General features: G+C 69.4%; 21 protein-coding genes and 2 pseudogenes. 6 read left to right on the forward strand and 17 right to left on the reverse strand.

What is annotated here, in order from left to right; genetic code table 11:
• Positions 1–33: 33 nt before the first annotated feature.
• The 4 genes and pseudogenes from FHR33_RS24515 to FHR33_RS24530 form a co-directional block, all read right to left on the reverse strand.
• Positions 34–1,273: pseudogene (locus FHR33_RS24515) on the reverse strand (geranylgeranyl reductase family protein).
• A gap of 283 nt (positions 1,274–1,556) precedes the next feature.
• Positions 1,557–1,814, reverse strand: a complete 258-nt coding sequence (locus FHR33_RS24520; protein ID WP_312895702.1) for a DUF397 domain-containing protein — start codon at positions 1,812–1,814, stop codon at positions 1,557–1,559.
• A gap of 286 nt (positions 1,815–2,100) precedes the next feature.
• Entirely contained in the window at positions 2,101–2,331 is a 231-nt protein-coding gene (locus FHR33_RS24525; protein ID WP_183652061.1) for a DUF397 domain-containing protein, read from the reverse strand.
• Between the two features lie 58 nt (positions 2,332–2,389).
• Positions 2,390–3,247, reverse strand: a complete 858-nt coding sequence (locus FHR33_RS24530) for a DUF5753 domain-containing protein (protein ID WP_183652064.1) — start codon at positions 3,245–3,247, stop codon at positions 2,390–2,392.
• A 301-nt stretch (positions 3,248–3,548) separates the two neighbouring features.
• On the opposite strand from FHR33_RS24530, the gene FHR33_RS24535 reads away from it, so the two are divergent.
• Positions 3,549–4,151 (forward strand): hypothetical protein, encoded by a 603-nt coding sequence (locus FHR33_RS24535; RefSeq protein ID WP_183652067.1) that lies wholly within the window; start codon positions 3,549–3,551, stop codon positions 4,149–4,151.
• Here the strand turns inward: FHR33_RS24535 and FHR33_RS24540 are convergent.
• A complete protein-coding gene (locus FHR33_RS24540) occupies positions 4,133–4,852 on the reverse strand; it encodes a demethylmenaquinone methyltransferase (RefSeq protein WP_183652070.1) in 720 nt (239 codons plus the stop codon). The two genes, FHR33_RS24535 and FHR33_RS24540, sit on opposite strands and share 19 nt — an antisense overlap.
• Positions 4,853–4,929: 77 nt before the next feature.
• Here FHR33_RS24540 and FHR33_RS24545 point away from each other — a divergent pair, with 77 nt between their 5' ends.
• A complete protein-coding gene (locus FHR33_RS24545) occupies positions 4,930–6,111 on the forward strand; it encodes a hypothetical protein (protein WP_221241224.1) in 1,182 nt (393 codons plus the stop codon).
• Here FHR33_RS24545 and FHR33_RS24550 read toward each other — a convergent pair.
• Positions 6,108–6,326 (reverse strand): DUF4229 domain-containing protein, encoded by a 219-nt coding sequence (locus tag FHR33_RS24550; RefSeq protein WP_183652073.1) that lies wholly within the window; start codon positions 6,324–6,326, stop codon positions 6,108–6,110. The genes FHR33_RS24545 and FHR33_RS24550 overlap by 4 nt on opposite strands.
• Before the next feature lie 256 nt (positions 6,327–6,582).
• Here FHR33_RS24550 and FHR33_RS24555 point away from each other — a divergent pair, with 256 nt between their 5' ends.
• Positions 6,583–6,801 carry a BldC family transcriptional regulator gene (locus FHR33_RS24555; protein WP_183652076.1) on the forward strand — a complete coding sequence of 73 codons (219 nt, stop codon included), beginning with the start codon at positions 6,583–6,585 and terminating at the stop codon, positions 6,799–6,801.
• Positions 6,802–7,009: 208 nt separating this feature from the next.
• Here the strand turns inward: FHR33_RS24555 and FHR33_RS24560 are convergent, their stop codons facing one another.
• Positions 7,010–7,252, reverse strand: a complete 243-nt coding sequence (locus tag FHR33_RS24560) for a hypothetical protein (RefSeq protein WP_183652078.1) — start codon at positions 7,250–7,252, stop codon at positions 7,010–7,012.
• Between the two features lie 10 nt (positions 7,253–7,262).
• The gene (locus FHR33_RS24565) at positions 7,263–8,357 is read right to left on the reverse strand and encodes a hypothetical protein (protein ID WP_183652081.1); all 1,095 of its coding nucleotides are present in this window, start codon (positions 8,355–8,357) and stop codon (positions 7,263–7,265) included.
• A 175-nt stretch (positions 8,358–8,532) separates the two neighbouring features.
• Between FHR33_RS24565 and FHR33_RS24570 the strand changes: the two genes are divergently transcribed.
• Positions 8,533–8,832, forward strand: a complete 300-nt coding sequence (locus tag FHR33_RS24570) for a PLDc N-terminal domain-containing protein (RefSeq protein WP_246452066.1) — start codon at positions 8,533–8,535, stop codon at positions 8,830–8,832.
• 115 nt (positions 8,833–8,947) lie between these two features.
• On the opposite strand, the gene ccsB is transcribed toward FHR33_RS24570, so the two are convergent.
• The 5 genes from ccsB to FHR33_RS24595 are packed head-to-tail and all read right to left on the reverse strand — an operon-like array spanning position 8,948 to position 13,480.
• Positions 8,948–9,961 carry a c-type cytochrome biogenesis protein CcsB gene (gene ccsB / locus FHR33_RS24575; RefSeq protein ID WP_183652087.1) on the reverse strand — a complete coding sequence of 338 codons (1,014 nt, stop codon included), beginning with the start codon at positions 9,959–9,961 and terminating at the stop codon, positions 8,948–8,950.
• Positions 9,951–11,507, reverse strand: coding sequence for a cytochrome c biogenesis protein ResB (resB, locus tag FHR33_RS24580; protein ID WP_183652090.1), 1,557 nt, complete (start codon positions 11,505–11,507; stop codon positions 9,951–9,953). Before resB ends, ccsB begins: the two co-directional genes overlap by 11 nt.
• Positions 11,507–12,229, reverse strand: a complete 723-nt coding sequence (locus tag FHR33_RS24585; RefSeq protein WP_183652093.1) for a cytochrome c biogenesis CcdA family protein — start codon at positions 12,227–12,229, stop codon at positions 11,507–11,509. Before FHR33_RS24585 ends, resB begins: the two co-directional genes overlap by 1 nt.
• The gene (locus tag FHR33_RS24590; protein WP_183652096.1) at positions 12,222–12,791 is read right to left on the reverse strand and encodes a redoxin domain-containing protein; all 570 of its coding nucleotides are present in this window, start codon (positions 12,789–12,791) and stop codon (positions 12,222–12,224) included. Before FHR33_RS24590 ends, FHR33_RS24585 begins: the two co-directional genes overlap by 8 nt.
• Before the next feature lie 56 nt (positions 12,792–12,847).
• Positions 12,848–13,480 carry a histidine phosphatase family protein gene (locus FHR33_RS24595; protein WP_183652099.1) on the reverse strand — a complete coding sequence of 211 codons (633 nt, stop codon included), beginning with the start codon at positions 13,478–13,480 and terminating at the stop codon, positions 12,848–12,850.
• A gap of 50 nt (positions 13,481–13,530) precedes the next feature.
• On the opposite strand from FHR33_RS24595, the gene FHR33_RS24600 reads away from it, so the two are divergent.
• On the forward strand, positions 13,531–14,373 hold the full coding sequence (locus FHR33_RS24600) for an EamA family transporter (RefSeq protein WP_183652102.1): 843 nt from the start codon (positions 13,531–13,533) through the stop codon (positions 14,371–14,373).
• Here the strand turns inward: FHR33_RS24600 and FHR33_RS24605 are convergent.
• The gene (locus FHR33_RS24605) at positions 14,366–15,283 is read right to left on the reverse strand and encodes a LysR family transcriptional regulator (protein WP_183652105.1); all 918 of its coding nucleotides are present in this window, start codon (positions 15,281–15,283) and stop codon (positions 14,366–14,368) included. The genes FHR33_RS24600 and FHR33_RS24605 overlap by 8 nt on opposite strands.
• 73 nt (positions 15,284–15,356) lie before the next feature.
• Between FHR33_RS24605 and FHR33_RS50540 the strand changes: the two are divergent.
• Positions 15,357–16,163, forward strand: a pseudogene (locus tag FHR33_RS50540) (EamA family transporter); the annotation flags it as partial.
• Positions 16,164–16,204: 41 nt separating this feature from the next.
• On the opposite strand, the gene hemL reads toward FHR33_RS50540, so the two are convergent.
• The 3 genes from hemL to hemB form a co-directional block, all read right to left on the reverse strand.
• Complete coding sequence (gene hemL, locus FHR33_RS24610; protein WP_183652108.1) at positions 16,205–17,494, reverse strand: glutamate-1-semialdehyde 2,1-aminomutase; 1,290 nt, start codon at positions 17,492–17,494, stop codon at positions 16,205–16,207.
• 53 nt (positions 17,495–17,547) lie between these two features.
• Positions 17,548–18,174 (reverse strand): bifunctional DNA primase/polymerase, encoded by a 627-nt coding sequence (locus FHR33_RS24615; RefSeq protein ID WP_183652111.1) that lies wholly within the window; start codon positions 18,172–18,174, stop codon positions 17,548–17,550.
• A gap of 134 nt (positions 18,175–18,308) precedes the next feature.
• Positions 18,309–19,292 (reverse strand): porphobilinogen synthase, encoded by a 984-nt coding sequence (hemB, locus tag FHR33_RS24620; RefSeq protein WP_183652114.1) that lies wholly within the window; start codon positions 19,290–19,292, stop codon positions 18,309–18,311.
• Position 19,293: the final 1 nt, after the last annotated feature.

Consider the following 19,293-nt stretch of genomic DNA (forward strand, 5'->3'; position numbering starts at 1 on the left):
CAGAACTGTATGTGTGCCGGGTGGATGAACGGTTCATGCTGGTGGGGCGACCTTCGCGAGAGCGTTGATGATCCGGTCTGACGCATCGCCTCGCCGGTCGGTGAGATTACCAAGGAGTTTGAGAGCGAAGCGCATCAGCCTGGGGTGGTGCAGCCCATGCCGTGTGCCGAAGCTCATCACGCCAGGCTTCCCAATTGCTTCGACAAACCACCTGCCAAGCGTGAAATATCCGCCGTAGGCGTCCTTGAGCACCTGCGGATAGCTTCGCAGGATTCGCTCCTGCTGGGCGGCGGTGGTGCCGCGCAGCGCCTTGGCGATCACCTCGGCGGCGACCTCGCCCGTCTCCATCGCGTAGGCGATGCCCTCACCGTTGAACGGGTTGATCGCGCCACCCGAGTCGCCCACGAGCACCAGGGCCCCGGGTGTAGTGCGGCTGCCTGTTGAACGCCATCGGCAGCGCGGCGCCCCTGATCGGGGTCGTCATGTTCTCCGCGGTGAAGCCCCACTCCCCCGGCATGTTCCTCGTCCACCGCTTCAGCAGGTCGCGGTAGTCGATGTTCTTGAACGCGTCGCTGGTGTTGAGCAGTCCGAGGCCCACGTTGGAGGTGCCGTCGCCCACGCCGAACACCCACCCGTACCCGGGCAGCAGCGTCTCCTCGTCCCAGAGCTCCAGCCAGATCTCCAGGTAGTCGTCGTCGTGACGAGGAGACTCGAAGTAGGTCCTCACGGCCACGCCCATCGGACGGTCTTCCCGCTTGTACAGCCCCATCGCCAGGGCGAGCCTGGTGGAGTTGCCGTCGGCGGCCACCACCACGCGGCTGCGGTAGGAGGCGCCGTCCTTGGTCGTGACGCCGACGATGTGCCCGCTGCGGTCGTCGAGGATCGCGCCGGTGACGTTGACGCCCTCCATCAGGCGGGCGCCGGCCTTGACCGCGGTGGCGGCGACGACCTGGTCGAAGTCCTGCCTGGTACGCACCAGCCCGAAGTCGGGGAAGCTGTCGAGCTGCGGCCAGTCGAGGTCGTAGCGACCACCGCCGCCCACGACGCGCAGGCCCTTGTTCCTGACCCATCCAGGCGCGTCGATGTCGACGCCCATGTTCATGAGCTGCTTGACCGCCCGCGGGGTCAGCCCGTCACCGCAGACCTTCTCGCGGGGGAAGCGGGTCTTCTCGAGAAGCAGCACGTCGAGCCCGGCCTGGGCGAGATAGAACGCCGTCGCCGATCCGGCGGGACCTGCGCCGACGACGATGACGTCGGCGTCAACCGCGTTCATGGTCGCGCCCGCCTCGCCGCTGGTTGGCTGGTTCCTCGCGCGCTCACGGCGAGCTCCTGCGCTTGCCTGCTGTCAGCTGGCACGGTCACGGACCTGTCCTGTCCTACACGCTTGTTGGCCGCGGAGTGTGGGCCTTCGTTCCTTTGTGAAGCTCTTCACAAACTTTGTCGGCTGGAAGTCTAGCGCTTTTCCGGCACCAGGTGGCAGGCGGGTACACGGTTGGCCCATACGGAAGGCCCCCCGTCAGCGACAGAGGGCCTTGACTCGAGCATCAAATGGGGGGTCAGAGGTCGAACTCGGCGTTGCGGACCCCTGCCAGGAAGGCCCGCCACTCGCCGGTGGTGAACGCCAGGACGGCACCACCGGGGTTCTTGGAGTCCCGCACCATCACCCCACCATCGGCGGCGGGAGCGACCTCCACGCACTCGCCAGTGGGGCCGCTGAAGGTGCTTTTCCGCCACGCAGCGATCGCTCGCGACTCGGCGCCCGCGTCGCCGGAGGAATCACTCGGGAGAAACTCCCCCACCACCACACTGTTCACGTCTCATCCAATGGCAAGTAGGCGCGGCGATGCGTCGGCGGATCGCCCGCGGCTGACAATGACGCCAATCCTGGTGGATTGAATCCCAGTGATCACAGAAGCTGCAGGCGAAGTTACCAGATCGGCACTCCGAGGTTAGACGAATGTTGCCATTGAGCTATGGTACTGGCGGGTTTTTGGCCCAACTGTCCCCATTGCGCGACTAGAGCATCGGCGTCCTGAAGGAGGGGGCATTGTGCTCCTTCGTGGCTGTTATGCCGCCGTTCGCCAACCTAAGGTGACAAGATCACCTTTGGGCCAACATATCGCCTTCAGGGGCATCGAACTCGCCGTGCCTGACCCTGGCGAGGAAGGCGGCCCATTCGGCGCGCGTGAAGCTCAGGACGTGGCCTTCTGGCTGCTTGGAGTCACGCACCAGCACGCCGCCGTCGGTCCATGCCACTTCCACGCACTCGCCGCTGATATTGCTGAAGCTGCTCTTGCGCCACACGATCTCGTCTGAGGTCGTTGACTCCATGGGCATATCCTCACTATCGGGGGCCAAAGTGGGCATACCCCGGCAGTGAGCCGGAAATTCACCGTGCGTGCTCGCCGATGAGCTTCAGCGAGTCCTCCTCGGACAGGGCCGCGCTGGACACCTGGAAGAAGACGCGCTCGTAGGCGAAGGTGTGCTCCTCGTTCTCGTCGAATATGGCTCCCGTGGCGTTCTCGATGTAGACCAGATCGTCGTGCATGTCGCCAAGCCCCTTGCGCTGCGGAAACTTCAGCAGCACGAAACTGTGGAAAGGCGAGGAACGCTCCAGCGGCACAACCCGCACCGAGACATTGGGGCGGGTGGCGACATCGAGGATGTGGCGGAGCTGGTCACGCATCACCTCCGGTGAACCGAACCTGCGCATCAGAACCGACTCCTCGAGAAGAACGGTGAGTTGCGGCGGATTCGCCTCCTCGAGCACACGCGCTCGCCGCGCCCTGACACGCACCAGCCGCTCGGTCTGCGCGGGAGAAAGAGCGCTCCACGCGTCGCCGAACCCGATCAGCGCACGGGCGTAGTCGGACGTCTGAAGCAGGCCGGGGAAGATCACGTTCTGCCAGGTGAAGATGGCCTCGGCGCCGGATTCCAGGCCGATGAAGTTCGCGTAGGACTCCGAGATGGAGTCCAGGGCGTCCCACCACCCCTTGCCCTCGGCCTCCTCGGCCAGGGCCAGGAGTTCCGCGCGGGCGGCTGGGGAGACGTGGTAGAAGTCGGCCAGCAGGGCCACGTCGTCCTTGTGGGCGATGACCTGGGCCTTTTCCATGCGGGACACCTTGGAGGACGACCCGTCGAGCACCTGGGCGACCTGGGTTCCCGTTACCTGGGCATCCTCGCGGAGTCGACGCAGCTCTGCGGCGAGTCGGCGTCGGCTGACGGTGGGGCTCGGCTCCCGCGCCACTCAGCTCTCCTCACAAGCGTGTCGAAGTACTACCCACCACTCGGAAGGGTTGAACCCTTCACAAGGCGGGCATCTCTCCAATAATCCCAGCGGGAATTGCACGACACTTCCCGGAGGGAAATCTCCATCCTAGCCTCTGCAGCGCGAAAAGCGGTGAATCGGATGAAGACGCGAGCGCCTCCTCACGGGTCCATCGAGCCGGATGTCCACGCAGACGACGCGGGCGGATGGTCGCGACCCATCCGCCCGTAAGGTCCCGCAGCACCCGCGCACCCACGACAGGACATCGGAGCCTTGAGACATGACCAGAGTCACCCCCAGGCGCGTGTCGCGCAAGGGGAGCTTCCTCCTCTGGAGCTCTTCGGACCACCACTTAACAGCAGGCGGGCCGCCCAGTGAGGGGCACCCGCGAAACCACCCGCACATACCGCAGGCACGGGACCTGCCGGCCTTCCTCGGAGCGCTGTTCAGGTGGCGATCGGAGGTGGCGGCCTTCGGGCTGACCGCGATGGCCACCGCGCAGGTGGCGATGTGGACGAACGCGGTCACCGCGGGGATGGCGCTGGTCGGCGTCGCCCTCGCGTGCGCGGGGACGCCGCAGGCCAGACGGGAGATCGTCGGCTACGCCGTCTCGGTGATCGTGCGCCACCGCTTCCAGGGACTGGCCAGAAGGACCTCGATGCGGACGACGAGAGGCCGCCTCCCACTCGTGCTCAGGATGAGCGTGGAGGGCGCCAGCGTGCTGCTGCTCCTCGGGCTGCGGTCGGGGCTGAGCCTCGAACTGCTCGAGGACTACGCGGCCGAGATCAGGACCGCCTGCCTGGCACAGGCGGTCGTCTTCTATCAGCACCCTGCCAACGGCGGCCTGGTGACGATGGAAGTGGTTCAACCCTGGGGCTTGTAGCCCCTGTGCAGGGCGACGATGCCCAGGTTGAGGTTGCGCCACGCCACCCGCTCCCAGCCGGCCCTCTGGATGATCCTGGCCAGGGCCGGCTGGTCGTGCCAGTCTCTGATGGACTCGGCGAGGTACTCGTAGGAGCCGTCGTTGGAGCCGAAGACCTTGGCCACCTTGGGCAGCATCTTCATCAGGTACTCGCGGTAGACCAGGTCGAACGACTTGACCGTCACGTGGGAGAACTCGAGGATCACCAGCTTGCCGCCCGGCTTGGTGACGCGCAGCATCTCGCGCAGGGCCTGCTCGGTGTCGTGCACGTTGCGCAGCGCCACCGAGATCGTCACGGCGTCGAAGGCGTTGTCGGCGAACGGCAGGTTCAGCGCGTCACCCGCGATGAACGGCAGACCGGGGCCGGTGAGCGCGTTGCGCCCCCTGCGCCTGACCCCGGTGCTCAGCATGCCGAAGGAGAAGTCGGAGGCGATCGCGCGAGCGCCCAGCCCGGTGAAGGCGTCGGTGGAGGTTCCCGTGCCCGCTCCGAGGTCGAGCACGATCTCACCGGGACCCGCGTCGACGGCCTCGGCCACGGCCTTGCGCCACAATCGCACCTGGCCGAGCGAGATGACGTCGTTCACGAGGTCGTATCGCCGGGCCGTGCGATCGAACATCGCGGCGACCTCATGCGGCTGCTTGTCCAACTGTGCGCGGGTCATGGGACAAGCCTAGGGCTTTAGCGGCAATAAACCGGAAGTAGTCGCTCGATTACTCACAGTATGCTAAGACTTGGCGAATGCTTGCCCGGACCACCCTCGCGGCGCTCGTCGCCGTCTCCCCCATCGCGCACGCGCGCGTGGTGTCGGCCAACCCCGTCGACACCACACCCCACGTGCTCGACGGCATCGTCAACGCCATCGCGCTGGTCGGCGACACGGTCGTCGTCGGCGGCTCCTTCAGCGAGGTGAGTGACGCGCACGGCTCCACGACGCTGGAGCGCGCCAATCTCTTCGCCTACGACCTGCGCACCGGCGAGATCCTCCCCCACTTCGCCCCCGACATGTCCTCGCCCGTCTACGCGCTGGCCGAGGGCGCGGGCGGCACCGTCTACGTCGGCGGCGCGGGGCTCGTACGGCTGCGCCTGTCCGACGGCTCGGCCGTACGGAGCTTCAATCCCAGGGTGAGCGGTGGCACGGTCTCCACGCTCGCCAGGAAGGGGTCGAAGCTCTACGTGGGCGGCGACTTCACCCAGCCGAGGCTCGCGCTGGCCAGGCTCAGCGCCACGACAGGTGTGGCCGACGCGAGCTTCGCGATCACGCCGGGCCACCCGCGCACCCCGAGGGTGAAGGTCCACGCGCTCGCGGTGAGCCGCGACCGCCTGGTCGTCGACGGCACCTTCACGACGCTGAACGGGCTGTCGAGGCCGCAGCTCGGCCTGATCGACGTCGGCGGGGTGAGCGCGAAGGTCGCCGACTGGCGCACCGACGCCTACGCCGCCGACTGCATGGCCGTCTTCCCCTCGTACGTGCGCGGGCTCGACTTCGCCCCCGACGGCAGCTACTTCGCCGTCGTCACGACGGGCGGGCCAGGCGGCAGGAGGAAGCTCTGCGACACCGCGGCCAGATTCGAGACCTACGCCCGTGGCGAGCGCGTCAGGCCCACCTGGGTCAACCACACGGGTGGCGATTCGCTCTACTCGGTGTCAGTGACGGGGTCAGCCGTCTACGTGGGCGGACACCAGCGCTGGATGGACAATCCGAGCGGGCGCGACTCCGCCGGCCCCGGAGCGGTGCCACGGGAGGGGATCGCCGCCATTCATCCCGTCACGGGAAAGGCGCTCAGCTGGAATCCGGGACGCGAGCGTGGCATCGGAGTCAAGGCATTTCTGGCGCACGCGGGCGGACTACTCGTTGGTAGTGACACAACGCGACTCGGACGGGAGTACCATGCCCGGATTGGCATGTTCCCCCTGCCCTAGTCGTCCTCCGGCTTCGGCCGGTCGACCTTGTCACTGATGCGTGCGCTCACGGCGTCACGCTGCTTGGACAGCAGGACATAGCTGGCAATCCCGCTGATCACGAACGCCACCGCGATCAGCAGCAGCGGGTCGCGAAGGTTCAGCAGGTAGAGCACACCCAGGGTCACGAGAAACAGCCCGATCCGCGACGCGGTGTAAACGAGTACAGGACGCACAACGTCGAGGTTACTCGGCCCCTCGGGCGGTCGCTCTACGCACTGGGCACGAGCGCTGCTACTGTTCCCAGTTAGGCGCTTTCGTAAAGAAACACCCACGAGAGCCCCAAAGAGGCTCTATCATATAACAATCGGGCAGTCAGCTGATAACAACCCGTGATCTTTGTAGAAAAGCACGGATAAATCAGGGTTCGCTCGACACACTGGGTACCTGTCCGCCCGCTGGCAGGAAGCGGGATGCGAGGGGGAGAGATTGGTGGAGAGTAGCAGCGAGCGTCTGCTGACGCCGGGAGAGGTAGCCGCCCTCTTCCGGGTAGACCCAAAGACGGTGACGCGCTGGGCCGCGGCAGGCCGCATCAGTAGCATCCGTACCCCCGGAGGGCACCGTCGCTTCCGCGAATCGGAAGTGCACGCCCTTCTGCGTGGCGAGGACGTTCTTACGGCCGACCGGCCTGGTGAGTCCCCGCGCGTCTGACGTTCCGTCAGCCGGTGATCCTGCTAGTCACAACCCGCAGGGTCACCGGTGCGGATGATCAGCGCTTACGGCACGCGCGCCCAGGCCCACCCGCCGTCCGTGGCCGAGGCCCGTCCCCCACGCCGCTCCAGCGGGCTCCGGCCGGCCGCCGCCACGTCGCATGGCCGGCACGACGAGCCGTCATGCCCCCGCCTCCCTCCATGAGGGTTCAGGTCTCTTCCTGCTGTGACTTGAACGCGAGGAACGCCCGCTCCAGCTCGTCGTTCTCCTCCTCCCAGCGCCGCCTCCGCTCGGCCAGCTCCTCCTCGGTCAGCGCCTCGGGCAGCCACCGCTCGTAGTCCGGATCGCCGGGCTCCACCTCGACGTACGCGTTGCCGATGAGCCGCCCGTCTTCGCTGGTCAGGCTCTGCGGCACGCGCAGAGTCCCGTCAGCGAGCCGGATCACGTACATGGCTGATCACCTAGATTCCGTAGCGCCGGTTGAAGAACAACATGACATCGAGCGCCATCCGCGTGTCACCGCCCAGCATGTCGACCAGGGCGGGACGCTGGCGCGAGGCGATCGCCGCGAAGGCGTCCGCGAAGAACTCCTTGCGGCCCAGTCCGTCGCCCTGGCGGTGGAAGGAGGAGGCCAGCAGGGGTTGGGCCTGCTCGTAGAGTGCCATGAACTCCGGCGAGTCCGACACCCAATCCCCGTGAGGGGAGTCGACGTCGTCGATCGCGTGACCGACCTCGTGCATCATCACGTCGGGCGTGGGCGAGGGACGGTCACCCACGACGATCTTGCGGTCGCCGTACGCGCCCGCGCAGATGTCCCAGGAGGCCCGCCCCGAGGGCAGGGGCGCGCCCCTCAGGTAGCCCATGTCGTCGAGGTCGGGCACGCCGCCCTCACCGACGTAGATGCCCTCGAGCCCCTCGGCGAGCAACTCCTTGAGCCGCTCAGGGAGCCTGGCCAGGCTCTCCACGGCGCGCACGGCGTCGGCGGAGGGCGGTCCCTGCCTCGCGTCCCACTGCCGGTGCAGGATGCCCTCGAGGCGCCCGCAGTGGGCCAGGCCGTCGCCCTGGGCGGGCGTGTCGGGCCTGTTGGGCTGCGCCCTGGGGCGCGCGTCGATCCGCTCGAAGTCCTGCCAGGTGTACTGCGGCCTGTCGACGACCGAGGCCGCGTAGCGCGAACCCTTCTCCTCCTTCGGGGGAGCGTCGCGGCTGCCGCTCGGGCCCCTGTCCCATGCGCCGCCCGCGGGCTGCCCCTGCGTGCCCGCCGTCCACGAACGCCTCGGCTCCTCCCACGGCCGCTCCTGGACGCTCTCCCGCTCGGCGTCCGGCCGGTCCTGCCCCCGCCGCCGCCCGCCCTTGTCGCGGTTCCTGTCCTGACGGCCGCCGAACAGCCCCCACAGGGAGCCTGGCTCGTCGTCGCGCTCGGGCCTGTCTCCGGCCCAGAACGACTCGCGCGGCGCGTCGGAACGGCGGGAGGAGAGATAGGAACCCCGCCGCCACCAACGACTCCCCCGCCGATGACGGCCCCTGTCGCCTGACCGCCTATCGTCAGAAAAGGCCATCGCACCTCTCCACGACCCTGGAGCCCGCCGCCCGAGACCCGCGGTCGCCGGCCGGCGACTCCTTGATCGGACTGCCGGGAACCAGACTCCACCGTACGACGTCGATCTTCCCGAGTCATCCGAAATGGGGCAGCTCGGCGACACGATCACGCGTTCCATGGCCTACAGTGCGGGCATGCCTAGCGTGCTTCTCGGCCTGGCGGTGCTGGCCTTCTGGCTCTACTCCTTGTTCGACGTCATCACGACCCCGGAGAAGGAGACCAGGAACCTGCCGAAGATTCTCTGGGTCCTCGTCATCGTCCTCGTGCCCCTGGTCGGCAGCGTCTTCTGGCTGCTGCTCGGCCGTCCTCTGCGCTCGCGTCCGCTGCGCATGCCCGGCCGTTCGATCATGGACGTGGGCGAGCCGCCACGCGGCCCCGACGACGACCCCGACTTCCTGCGCGACCTCGACCGGCGCATGCGCGACGACGACTAGCCTCCACGTGACGGCGGGGCGCGAAGTCCCGCTGGAGCACGCGTGGAGGACGGACGGCAAGCGGTGACCGGGGTGGCCCCTGCACCGCCTGCCGTACTCGATGGAGAGCGGGCGCTCAGCCGCCGACGTCGGCGTAGCTGTGCAGGCCGCCGAGGAAGATGTTGACGCCCACCAGGTTGAACAGCAGGCAGGCGAAGGCCACCAGCTGGACGATGGTCGCGGCGCGGCCCTTCCATCCCGCCGTGGCGCGGGCGTGGAGGTAGCCGGCGTAGACGATCCAGGTGATGAACGCCCAGATCTCCTTGGGGTCCCAGCCCCAGTAGCGGCCCCACGCCTTGTCGGCCCACAGGGCGCCGGCGATGACGGCGAAGGTCCACACCGGGAAGGCCAGCACGATCGCCCTGTGGGCGACCCTCTCCAGGTCGGTCCTGGTGGGCAGGCGCGAGAAGCCTTCACCGCGGACCAGGTAGAGGATGCCCGAGACGCCCCCCACCGTGAACAGGCCGCTGGCGATGACGGCGGCCGAGACGTGGATGGCGATCCAGTACGAGTTCAGCGCGGGCACGACGGGCCCGGCCTGCACGTGGAGCCAGATGACGGCGAAGCCGAGACCGAGCGCGGCCGTCACCATGACGAAAGCGCCGAGGAAGCGGACGTTGCTGCGCAGCTGCGTGATGAGGAAGGCCGCCACCGCCGCGAGGCAGATGGCCACCACGAACTCGTACATGTTGCCCCACGGCCAGCGGCCGACGGCCAGCCCGCGGGTGACGACGGAGCCGAGGTTGGCCGCCAGGCCCACCCAGCCGAACACGAGGCCGACCGTGCCGGCCTTCGGGGCCCACGACGGCGGCTCCGGCGGGCTGACGGCCACGGTGGCCCCCGCCTCGGCCCCTTCGCCGCTCTCTCCTGACGAGCGGGCGGCCACGGAGGATCCCGCGGCCATGGAGGAGCCCGCGGCGACGCTCTCCTTGACGCCCGGCTCGGTGACGGTGAGCGCGGTGGCGCCGGTGTTCGTGCGGGCGCGGCCGAAGGCCAGCTCCAGCGCGAACCCGATCATCGCGGCCAGGTACAGCAGGACGGCTCCGAGGACGAGGTCGTCGCTCAGTCCTGCGAGTTGCTCAGCGGACATCCTTCTCTCCTGCGGATAGGGCCTTGACGATGTCGGCGAACTCTTCGCCGAAGCCCGTGCCCGACCCCTCGGTGCGCGTCAGACCGCCCACGTCGACCGCGCCGTCCTTGATCCGGACGAACACGCGGCGGCGGCGGATCATGAGCGACATCACCAGGGCGACGGTCGCGAGCGCAGAGGCCAGCAGCGCCGGCATGCGTCCAGGGTCGTGAGCGATCTGGAGCGTCATCCACTCCTTCACACCGGTGAACTCGATCTTCCCCAGCTTGTCCGGCAGGTCGAAGGACTGCCCGACCGCCAGGGGCGGCGGTGCCTTCGACCCCATGGCCAGGGGCTTCAGCTTCTTCATGACGTCGTCGGGCGCCAGCTGGTAGACCGACTGCGGCTTGCCCGAGCGCACCCCGAGATCGCCGGAGAAGGCCCCGACGATCTTCGCCTGCGGGTTCAGCTGGCCGGGGAAGGCCGAGACGTGGCTGCCGTCGGTGAGCCGCACGCTGGTCGGCAGGAACTGCAGCAGGAAGCCCAGCTGCTCGGGCTGGGCGTCGGGCACCTTGACGACGCAGCCGGAGGTGAGCGTCGGCTTGCTCTCGATGAGGCACGGCACAGGGCCGTCGAAGGCGATCTGCCCCTTGCCGTCGGTCACCCTGAACACCGGCGCGTAGCCGTGGCCGATCAGGTAGGTCTGGGTGCCGTCGATCTCCAGCGGCTCGTTGACCTTGAGGTCGTAGTCGCGGGCGGGCGACTCTGGCGAGTCGTTGACCGAGAGCTTGGCGGTGTAGTCGAGCTCCTGGCCCCGCTTGTCCCCGCCGAGCTGGTAGCTGGCCTGGAAGTCCTTCAGCGTGAAGGAGAACGGCTCGAGCGACTCGGCCGAGACCCTGCTGCCGGGCATGTAGCGGTCGTAGGCGGCGACGGTGTTGGCGAACCCGTCGCCCTCGACGACCAGCACGTTGCCGCGGTAGCCGAACAGGGAGCCCATGCCGACCGCCACCAGCAGCCCGAGCAGCGCCACGTGGAAGAGCAGGTTGCCGGTCTCGCGCAGGTAGCCCTTCTCCGCCGACACCCAGCCAGGCCCCGTGGCCACCCTGAAGCGCAGCCTGCGCAGCCTGCGGGCCGCCTCCTCCACGTCGAGCTCACCTTCGGCCCTCGCGTGGTACGGCAGGCGCGAAAGGTTCTTCGGCGCCGTGGGCGGCTTGCGGCGCAGCTCCTTCAGGTAGGTGCTGGTGCGAGGCAGGACGCAGCCGATCAGCGAGACGAACAGCAGCAGGTAGATGGCCGCGAACCAGGGGGCGGTGAAGACGTCGAAGAGGTAGAAGCGGTCGTACCACTCGGCCAGCGCCGGGTCGTTCTGGTAGATCAGCGCGACCTTGTCGGGCTCGACCGAGCGCTGCGGCACCAGCGAGCCGGGGATGGAGGCCAGCGCGAACAGGAACAGCAGCACCAGCGCGGTCTTCATCGAGGTGAGCGTGCGCCAGAACCAGCGCAGCCAGCCCACGAGGCCGAGCTTCGCGGGCTGGGGCGTCTCCTTCTGGAGCTCGTCGACCGTCATCAGATCACCGGCTCGAATCCGCCGATCCACGTCTGCATGCCAGCGATGATCTGCCCCCAGACTCCGGTGACGAGCAGCACGCCGACGGCGACCAGCATGCCGCCCCCGATCCTGGTGATGAGCTGCGAATGCTTGCGGATGGCGCGGAAGGTGCGCAGCGCCTTGCTGTAGGCGAGGGCTGCGATCACGAACGGCAGGCCGAGCCCCGCGGCGTAGGCGACGGCCAGGAAGGCGCCCCTGGCGGCGCTGCCCTCGTTGTAGCCGAGCGAGAGCACGACGGCGAGGGTGGGGCCGATGCAGGGGGTCCAGCCGAGGCCGAACACCACGCCGAGCAGGGGCGCGCCCGCCAGGCCCGCGTTGGGGACCCTGTGGATGCGCACGTCGCGCATGAGCATGGGGATCACGCCCATGAAGGACAGGCCGAGGACGATCGTCAGGACGCCGACGATCCTGGTGATCAGGTCGGCGCTGCCGTACAGGGCCGAACCGAGGCCGCCGAACAGCGCGCCTCCAGCGACGAACACCACCGCGAAGCCGAGGACGAACAGGCCGGTGCCGAGCACGAGCCTGCCGCGCTTGGGGTCGGCGCTCATGCCTGTCACGTACGACAGGTAGCCGGGGACCAGCGGGAGCACGCAGGGGGACAGGAACGACACCAGCCCCGCCAACACCGCGATCGGGACGGCGAGCAGCAGCGACCCCGAGGCGACGACGTCACTCATCGCGCACCTGGGTCACGGCCTTGAGCAGGTCGTTGTACTTGACGGCGCCGAGCGCCCTGGCCGCCACCCTGCCCTGCTCGTCGATGATCAACGTGGAGGGGATCGCGGCGGGCGGCACCGTGCCCTGGAAGGAGAGCGCCACCTTGCCCGGCTGGTCGAAGATGCTGGGGTAGCCGGGCTGCTCGGTGCGCTCGAAGGCCAGCGCATCGGCCTGGCGGTCCTTGAAGTCGATGCCGATGAACTCCACGCCGCTGGCCTTGGTCTTGGCGTAGATGTCCTTGAGCACCGGCGCCTCCGCCCTGCAGGGACCACACCACGAGGCCCAGAAGTTGAGGACGACGACCTTGCCCTTGTGCGCGGCGACGGAGGCTCTGGCGCCGTCGAGCGTCGTGCCCTCGACCACCGGCGCGGCCTTGCGGTCGGCGGCGGGGAAGACGGTGACCTTGCCGTCGCCCGCGACGAACCTGGTGTCGCCCGCCTGCGGCTGGCCACCGACGTTACCCGCGCATCCGGAGACGGCGAGCAGGGCCACGAGGGCGAGGGCGTGTGGTTTCGCGCGCACGGGAGAAGGATCTCCTTGTACTACAGCCGGTAGAGCTTGTCACTCTACCCGCGGGGTCACGCGCCCGGGACGCTGGGGCCGCCCTTGAGTAGCGCCGAGGCGGGCTCGCTGTAGCCGATGCTGACCAGCCGGTCGCCCTCGAAGGTGAAGGTGGTCAGGCTGGCGAGCGCGCACTGACGGCGACGCGGATCGTGCCAGAGCCTGCGGCCCTCGGCCGCCACCCTGATCATCCAGATCGGCAGCTGGTGGCTGACCAGCACCGCCTCGTGCCCTCGGCTCGCCGCCCTGGCGGTGTCGACCATGGACCGCATGCGCGCCACCACCTCGGTGTACGGCTCACCCCACGACGGCCGCCCTGGATGCCAGAAGTGGCGGTAGTTGCGCGGGCTCCTGACCAGGCGCGCGATGGGCCTGCCCTCCAGGATGTTGCCCGCCTCGATCAGCCGCTCGTCGATCGCGACCTCGAGGCCGAGCTTGGCGGCCAGCGGCGCGGCGGTCTCCTTGGCGCGCTCGAGAGGTGAGCTGTAGAGGCCGACGATGTCACGGTCGGCCACGGCCTTGGCGACCGTCTCGGCCATCTGGAGGCCCGTCTCGGACAGGTGGTATCCGGGCAGCCTGCCGTAGAGGATGCCCTTCGGGTTGTGCACTTCTCCGTGCCGCAGGAGGTGAACGACGGTGGTCTCAGCCATGGTGGCCCCACCCTATCCGCTGGCGTCGGGCGGCCTGCGAAAGTGGACGTGTGAACCCCCTCGCACTCGCCCTGGTCCTGGTCGCGGCGTTCTCCCACGCAGGATGGAACCTGTTGAGCAAGCAGGCGGCCAAGGCCGACGGCGTGGTGTTCCTGTGGCTGGTCGCCGCCGCCTCGACCGTGTTGTGGACGCCCGCCGCTCTGGTCTCCGGCGCCATGCCGTCGTGGCGGGCGGTGCCGCTGATCTGCGTGAGCGCGTCGCTGCACCTGGCCTACTTCGTGCTGCTCCAGCGCGGCTACCGCCACGGCGACCTGTCAGTGGTCTACCCCGTGGCGAGGGGCACGGGCCCGATGCTGGCCAGCGCCGTGGCGGTGCTGTTCCTCGGCGAGCACCCCACGCATCTCGGCGTCGCGGGGATCCTGCTGGTGGGCGTCGGGGTGTTCCTGCTCAGCGGTGGCGGCGCGGGAGACGTCAAGGGGCTGCTGTTCGGGCTGGTGACGGGCCTGTTCATCGCCGGGTACACCGTCTGGGACGCCCAGATGGTGAAGGAGTTCGCGGTCGCGCCGATGGCGCTGATCTATCTCGGCGAGATGTTCAGGATGCTGGCGATCACGCCGTTCGTGGGCGGCGGCAGGCGGCGCCTGGTCGCCGAGGTGTGGCGTGAGCACTGGCCGAGGGTGCTCGGGGCGGCCGTGCTGGTGCCGCTGTCGTACCTGCTGGCGCTGTTCGCCTTCAGGCTGGCGCCGGTGAGCGTGGTCGCGCCCATGCGGGAGGTGAGCGTCCTGATCGCGGTGGTGATGGGAGGGCGGTTGCTGGCCGAGGGCGACCTGCGGCGCAGGCTGCTGGCCGCCGGTGTCATCCTCGGCGGGATGGTCGCGATCGCGATCAGCTGATCCAGCCCGTCTCCAACTCCTTGCTGCCGTGCACCAGGGCCTCGACCGCGGCGCGGATGGCCGGCCTGCGGGCGGCGTCGGTGCGCCACAGCGCGTAGATGCGCCGGGTCTGTCGAGGCATGATCGGCACCATCCGCACGCCCTCGGGGACGTGGGCCCTGCCGAGCCTCGGCACGATCGCGCAGCCCAGCCCCGCCGCGACCAGCGCGAGCTGGGTCGGGTACTCGTCGGCCATGCAGGTGATCTCGGGCTCCAGCTCGGCGCTGCGCAGGGTGAAGACCAGCCAGTCGTGGCAGATCGTGCCCGGCGAGGAGCTGACCCACCTGTCGCCGCTGAGCTCGGCCAGCGCGACCTCCTTGCGCCCGGCCAGATGGTGCGTCGAGGGCAGCGCGACATCGGCGATGTCGTCGAGCAGCGTCGCCCTGGACAGCCCCTCGGGCACCGCGATGGGCCTGTTGAGCCAGTCCTGGACGACGACCAGGTCGAGCTCGCCGCGTGAGACCTCCCTGATCTGGCGCTCCGGCTCCCGCTCGCTCAGATGCACCTCGAGGTCGGGGTGGCGCTGGTTGAGCAGCGTCAGCGCCTGCGGCATCAGCCCCCTGGCGGCGGTGGGGAACGCGCCGACGTTGAGCCTGCCGACGACGGCCCCTCGCAGCGCCTCGAAGTCGGCCTCGGCGGTCTCCACCAGCGCGAGGATCTTCTCCGCGTGCTCGGCGAGCAGACCCGCCGCGTCGGTGAGCTTCACGCCCCTGCCGTTACGTTCGAGCAGCGTGGCGCCGGTCTCGCGTTCGAGCTTGGCGAGCTGCTGGGAGACCGCCGAAGGCGTGACCATGAGCGCGTCGGCGGCGGCGCCCACCGACCCGTAGACGTGGACGGCGTGCAGCGCCTTCAGCCGGTTCAGGTCGAGCATGTAGCCATACTAAACCTTTGGCGTAAGAAAGTATTGCTTGTGCTCAAGTGTCTTGTCTGGTGAGCATGGTCGGATGCGTCTCAAGCACGTCCTGCTCGCCATCGGACTGGCCGCGGTCTGGGGGTTCAACTTCGTCGTCATGGAGATCGGGCTCCGGCACTTCCCTCCCCTGCTCTACGCGGCGCTCCGCTTCGCCCTCGCCGCCTTCCCCGCGCTGCTGTTCGTCGGGCGGCCCGGCGTGGCATGGCGATGGATCGTCGGCGTGGCCGCGGCCGTGGGGGTGGGACAGTTCGGCCTGCTCCTGGTCGGCATGCGCGCGGGCATGCCGCCGGGGCTCTCCTCGCTGGTGCTGCAGACCCAGGCGCTGTTCGTCGTGGTCTTCGCGGCGGTGGTGCTCGGCGAGCGGCCGGGGACGCGCAGGATCGTGGGGCTCGCCGTCGCCTTCGCGGGCCTGGCCATCGTGGCCCTCGACTTCGGCGCGGGCGGTCCCGTCGGCGCGTTCCTGCTGTGCGTCGGCGCGGCGGCCTCCTGGGGCCTCGGCACCGTCATCCAGCGCAAGGCCGCGCCGCCCGACTCGCTGCGCTTCATGGTGTGGGTGAGCGCGCTGTCGGCCCCACCCCTCCTGCTGCTGTCACTGGCAGTGGAGGGCGTGCCGCACCTGACCTTCGCGTGGGAGGGGGTGGCCTCGCTGGTCTACGTGGCGTTCATCTCGACGCTGGGCGGCTTCGGGGTGTGGGGATGGCTGCTGAAGCGGTACGACGCGTCGACGGTCGCGCCGTACACGCTGCTCATCCCCGTTTTCGGCCTGTCGTCGGCGGCGTTGGTGACGGGCGAGAGCATCTCCCCCGTGAAACTGCTGGCCGGAGTCCTCATCGTCGCCGGAGCCCTCTGGGCGGGCACCAGGCCCCGGGCCGCCCGAGCCTACGCGGCCGAGGCGGCTGCCTTGGCCGCGGCGGGCAGGGCCTCGACGATCAGCCCGACGGCCTCCTCGTCGTGCGAGGCCGACAGGAACCACGCCTCGTACGCCGAGGGCGGCAGGTAGACGCCCTGGTCCAGCATCGCGTGGAAGAAGGCGGTGTAGGCCTTGGTGTTCTGCGTCTGCGCGGCGGCGAAGTCGGTCACCTCCCGATCGGTGAAGAAGATCGAGAAGAGGCTGCCCGCACTCTGCAGCCGGTGCGGGACGCCCTCCGCGGCCAGCGCCTGCGAGGCCGCGACCGAGACGGCCGAGGCCGCCGCGTCGACCCTGGCGTAGGCGTCCTGGTCGAGACCGCGCAGCGTCGCCAGCCCCGCCGCCGTGGCCAGCGGGTTGCCCGACAGCGTTCCCGCCTGGTAGACGGGGCCCTCGGGGGCCAGGCTCGCCATCACGGCGGCCCGTCCACCGAAGGCCGCGGCGGGCAGCCCGCCGCCCATGACCTTGCCGAACGTCATGAGGTCGGCCTCCACGGGGTCGAGGCCGTACCAGCCCGCGCTCGACACCCTGAAGCCCGTGAGCACCTCGTCGACGATGAGCAGGGCGCCGTTGGCCGCGCACAGCTCCTTCAGCCGCTGGTTGAAGCCGGGCAGCGGCGGCACCACGCCCATGTTGGCGGGGCACGCCTCGGTGATCACGCAGGCGACCTCGGCGGTGCGGAAGGCCTCCTCCACCGCCGCCAGGTCGTTGTACGGCAGGACGATGGTGTCGGCGGCGGCCGCTCCCGTGACGCCCGGCGTGTCGGGCAGCCCGAAGGTCACCACGCCCGAGCCGGCCGAGGCCAACAGTGCGTCGACGTGGCCGTGGTAGCAGCCGGCGAACTTGATGATCTTGGAGCGGCCCGTGAAGCCGCGGGCCAGCCGTACGGCGCTCATCGTCGCCTCGGTGCCCGAGCTGACCAGGCGCACCTTCTCCACGGGGGCGATCCTGGCCACGATCTCCTCGGCCAGCTCGACCTCGCCGGGGGTGGCGGTGCCGTACGACAGGCCGTGGGACAGCGCCTCGGACACGGCCGCCACGACGGAGGGGTGGCGGTGGCCCAGGATCATCGGGCCCCAGGAGCAGACCAGGTCCACGTAGCGGTTGCCGTCGACGTCGGTGATGTAGGGGCCCAGGCCCTCGGCCATGAAGCGGGGCGTCCCCCCTACGGCGCCGAAGGCCCTGACGGGAGAGTTGACACCGCCGGGGACGATCGCGCGGGCGCGCTCGAAAAGTTCCTCTGAGTTCTGTGTACGGCTCACGCCTTCCAGCCTAAGGGCCGCACGGGGCGCCCCCTCGGGAGGCCGCGCGCTCCTCAGACCAGCCAGTCGAGCAGACGCAGCGGGTCAGGCAGCGGGCGGCCGTCAGGGGGCCGCAGCCATGAGACCGGCTGACCGGTCGGCAGCGTGGACGGCGGAGCCAGGACGAAGCTGTCGCGGCAGTGCCAGCGCAGCCCGGGCGTGTCGTCGATCGTGGTGGGGGCGACGTCGAGGCTGCAGGACCACCACTCGTCCTCGTCCTCGGGATTGCCCCTGGTGGCCACATAAAACAGCACCCGGTCACCGTTGGAGGCGACCGGGCCTGAGGGGAAGTCTGCGGCGTCCATGCGGGCCAGCGCGCTGAGGCCCGCCGTCAGCGGTACGTCGAAGACGTCGAAGACCCGCCCCGTGGGGAGAATCACGTTGGCCTCCGGCTCGCGCTGCCACCAGCGCGTGAGCTGGGCGGTGTCCGTCGTGGCCTGCAGGCTCCACGCGGGCGAGAGGGGATGCGCTCCGGGGTCGGGACAGCCGATGCGGTCACAGGAACAGGCGCGCGCCCCTCGGCGCAGCGGATGGGCGCCGGGCACGCTGGCCCACCCCAGGGCGGCGTACTGCAGGACGGTGTCGATGCGCGTCGGGCGCGTCCTCTTTTTGGTACGCCGAGCGAGTGGTACCCCCACCATTGGTGTCTCCCGTTCGAGTCCCGTGCCTAAGAAGGGTCCCCGGGCACAAGACAAGGCTTCACAAGGGACACACCAGCACTTGTCCTCGCACTCTAACGCATAGGTCCCATGACCCGACGGTAAACCCCCCACGCTCAGATGCGGCGGGCCACTTCCGTCGCCCAGTACGTGAGAATCAGGTCCGCCCCGGCGCGCCGGATCGCGACCAGCGACTCCATGATCGCCCTGTCGCGGTCGATCCAGCCGTTGGCGGCCGCCGCCTCGATCATCGCGTACTCGCCGCTGACCTGGTAGGCCGCCACCGGCACCTCGACCGTGTCGCGGACCTCGCGCAGGATGTCGAGGTAGGCCAGCGCGGGCTTGACCATGACGATGTCGGCGCCCTCGGCGAGGTCAAGCCGTACCTCGCGCAGGGCCTCACCGCGCGGACCCGCGGGGTCCTGCTGGTAGGCCTTGCGGTCGCCGAAGTCCTTGGGCGTCTCGACCGCCTCGCGGAAGGGGCCGAAGAAGGCGGAGGCGTACTTCGCCGCGTAGGCCATGATCGGCACCTGCGAGAAGCCGGCCGCGTCGAGACCGGCCCTGATCGCGCCGACCTGGCCGTCCATCATGCCGCTCGGCGAGATCATCTGGGAGCCCGCGCGGGCCTGAGCGACGGCCATGGAGACGTAGCGCTCGAGCGTGGCGTCGTTGTCGACCTCCCCTTCGGGGGTGAGGATGCCGCAGTGTCCGTGGTCGGTGACCTCGTCGAGGCAGGTGTCCGCCATGACCACCAGCGCGTCGCCCACCTCGGCCACCACGTCGCGCAGCGCCCGCTGGGTGATGCCCTCGGGGTCGTCGGCCGCGCTGCCGCGGGAGTCCTTGACCGCGGGGATGCCGAACAGCATGACGCCGCCCACCCCGGCCTCCGCGGCCTCGTGGACGGCCTTGCGCAGCGAGTCGCGGGTGTGCTGGACGACACCCGGCATCGAGCCGACCTGCTGCGGCTCGGCGATGCCCTCCTTGACGAACGCCGGCATGATCAGCTCAGCCGGGTGCAGCCGCGTGCTCGTCACCATCCGCCGCATGGCGGGCGTGCGGCGAAGCCGCCGCGGACGGGCGGCAGGAAACTCAGCGGTCATG

This window comes from Nonomuraea dietziae, from assembly GCF_014195505.1.
Classification (GTDB): domain Bacteria; phylum Actinomycetota; class Actinomycetes; order Streptosporangiales; family Streptosporangiaceae; genus Nonomuraea; species Nonomuraea roseola.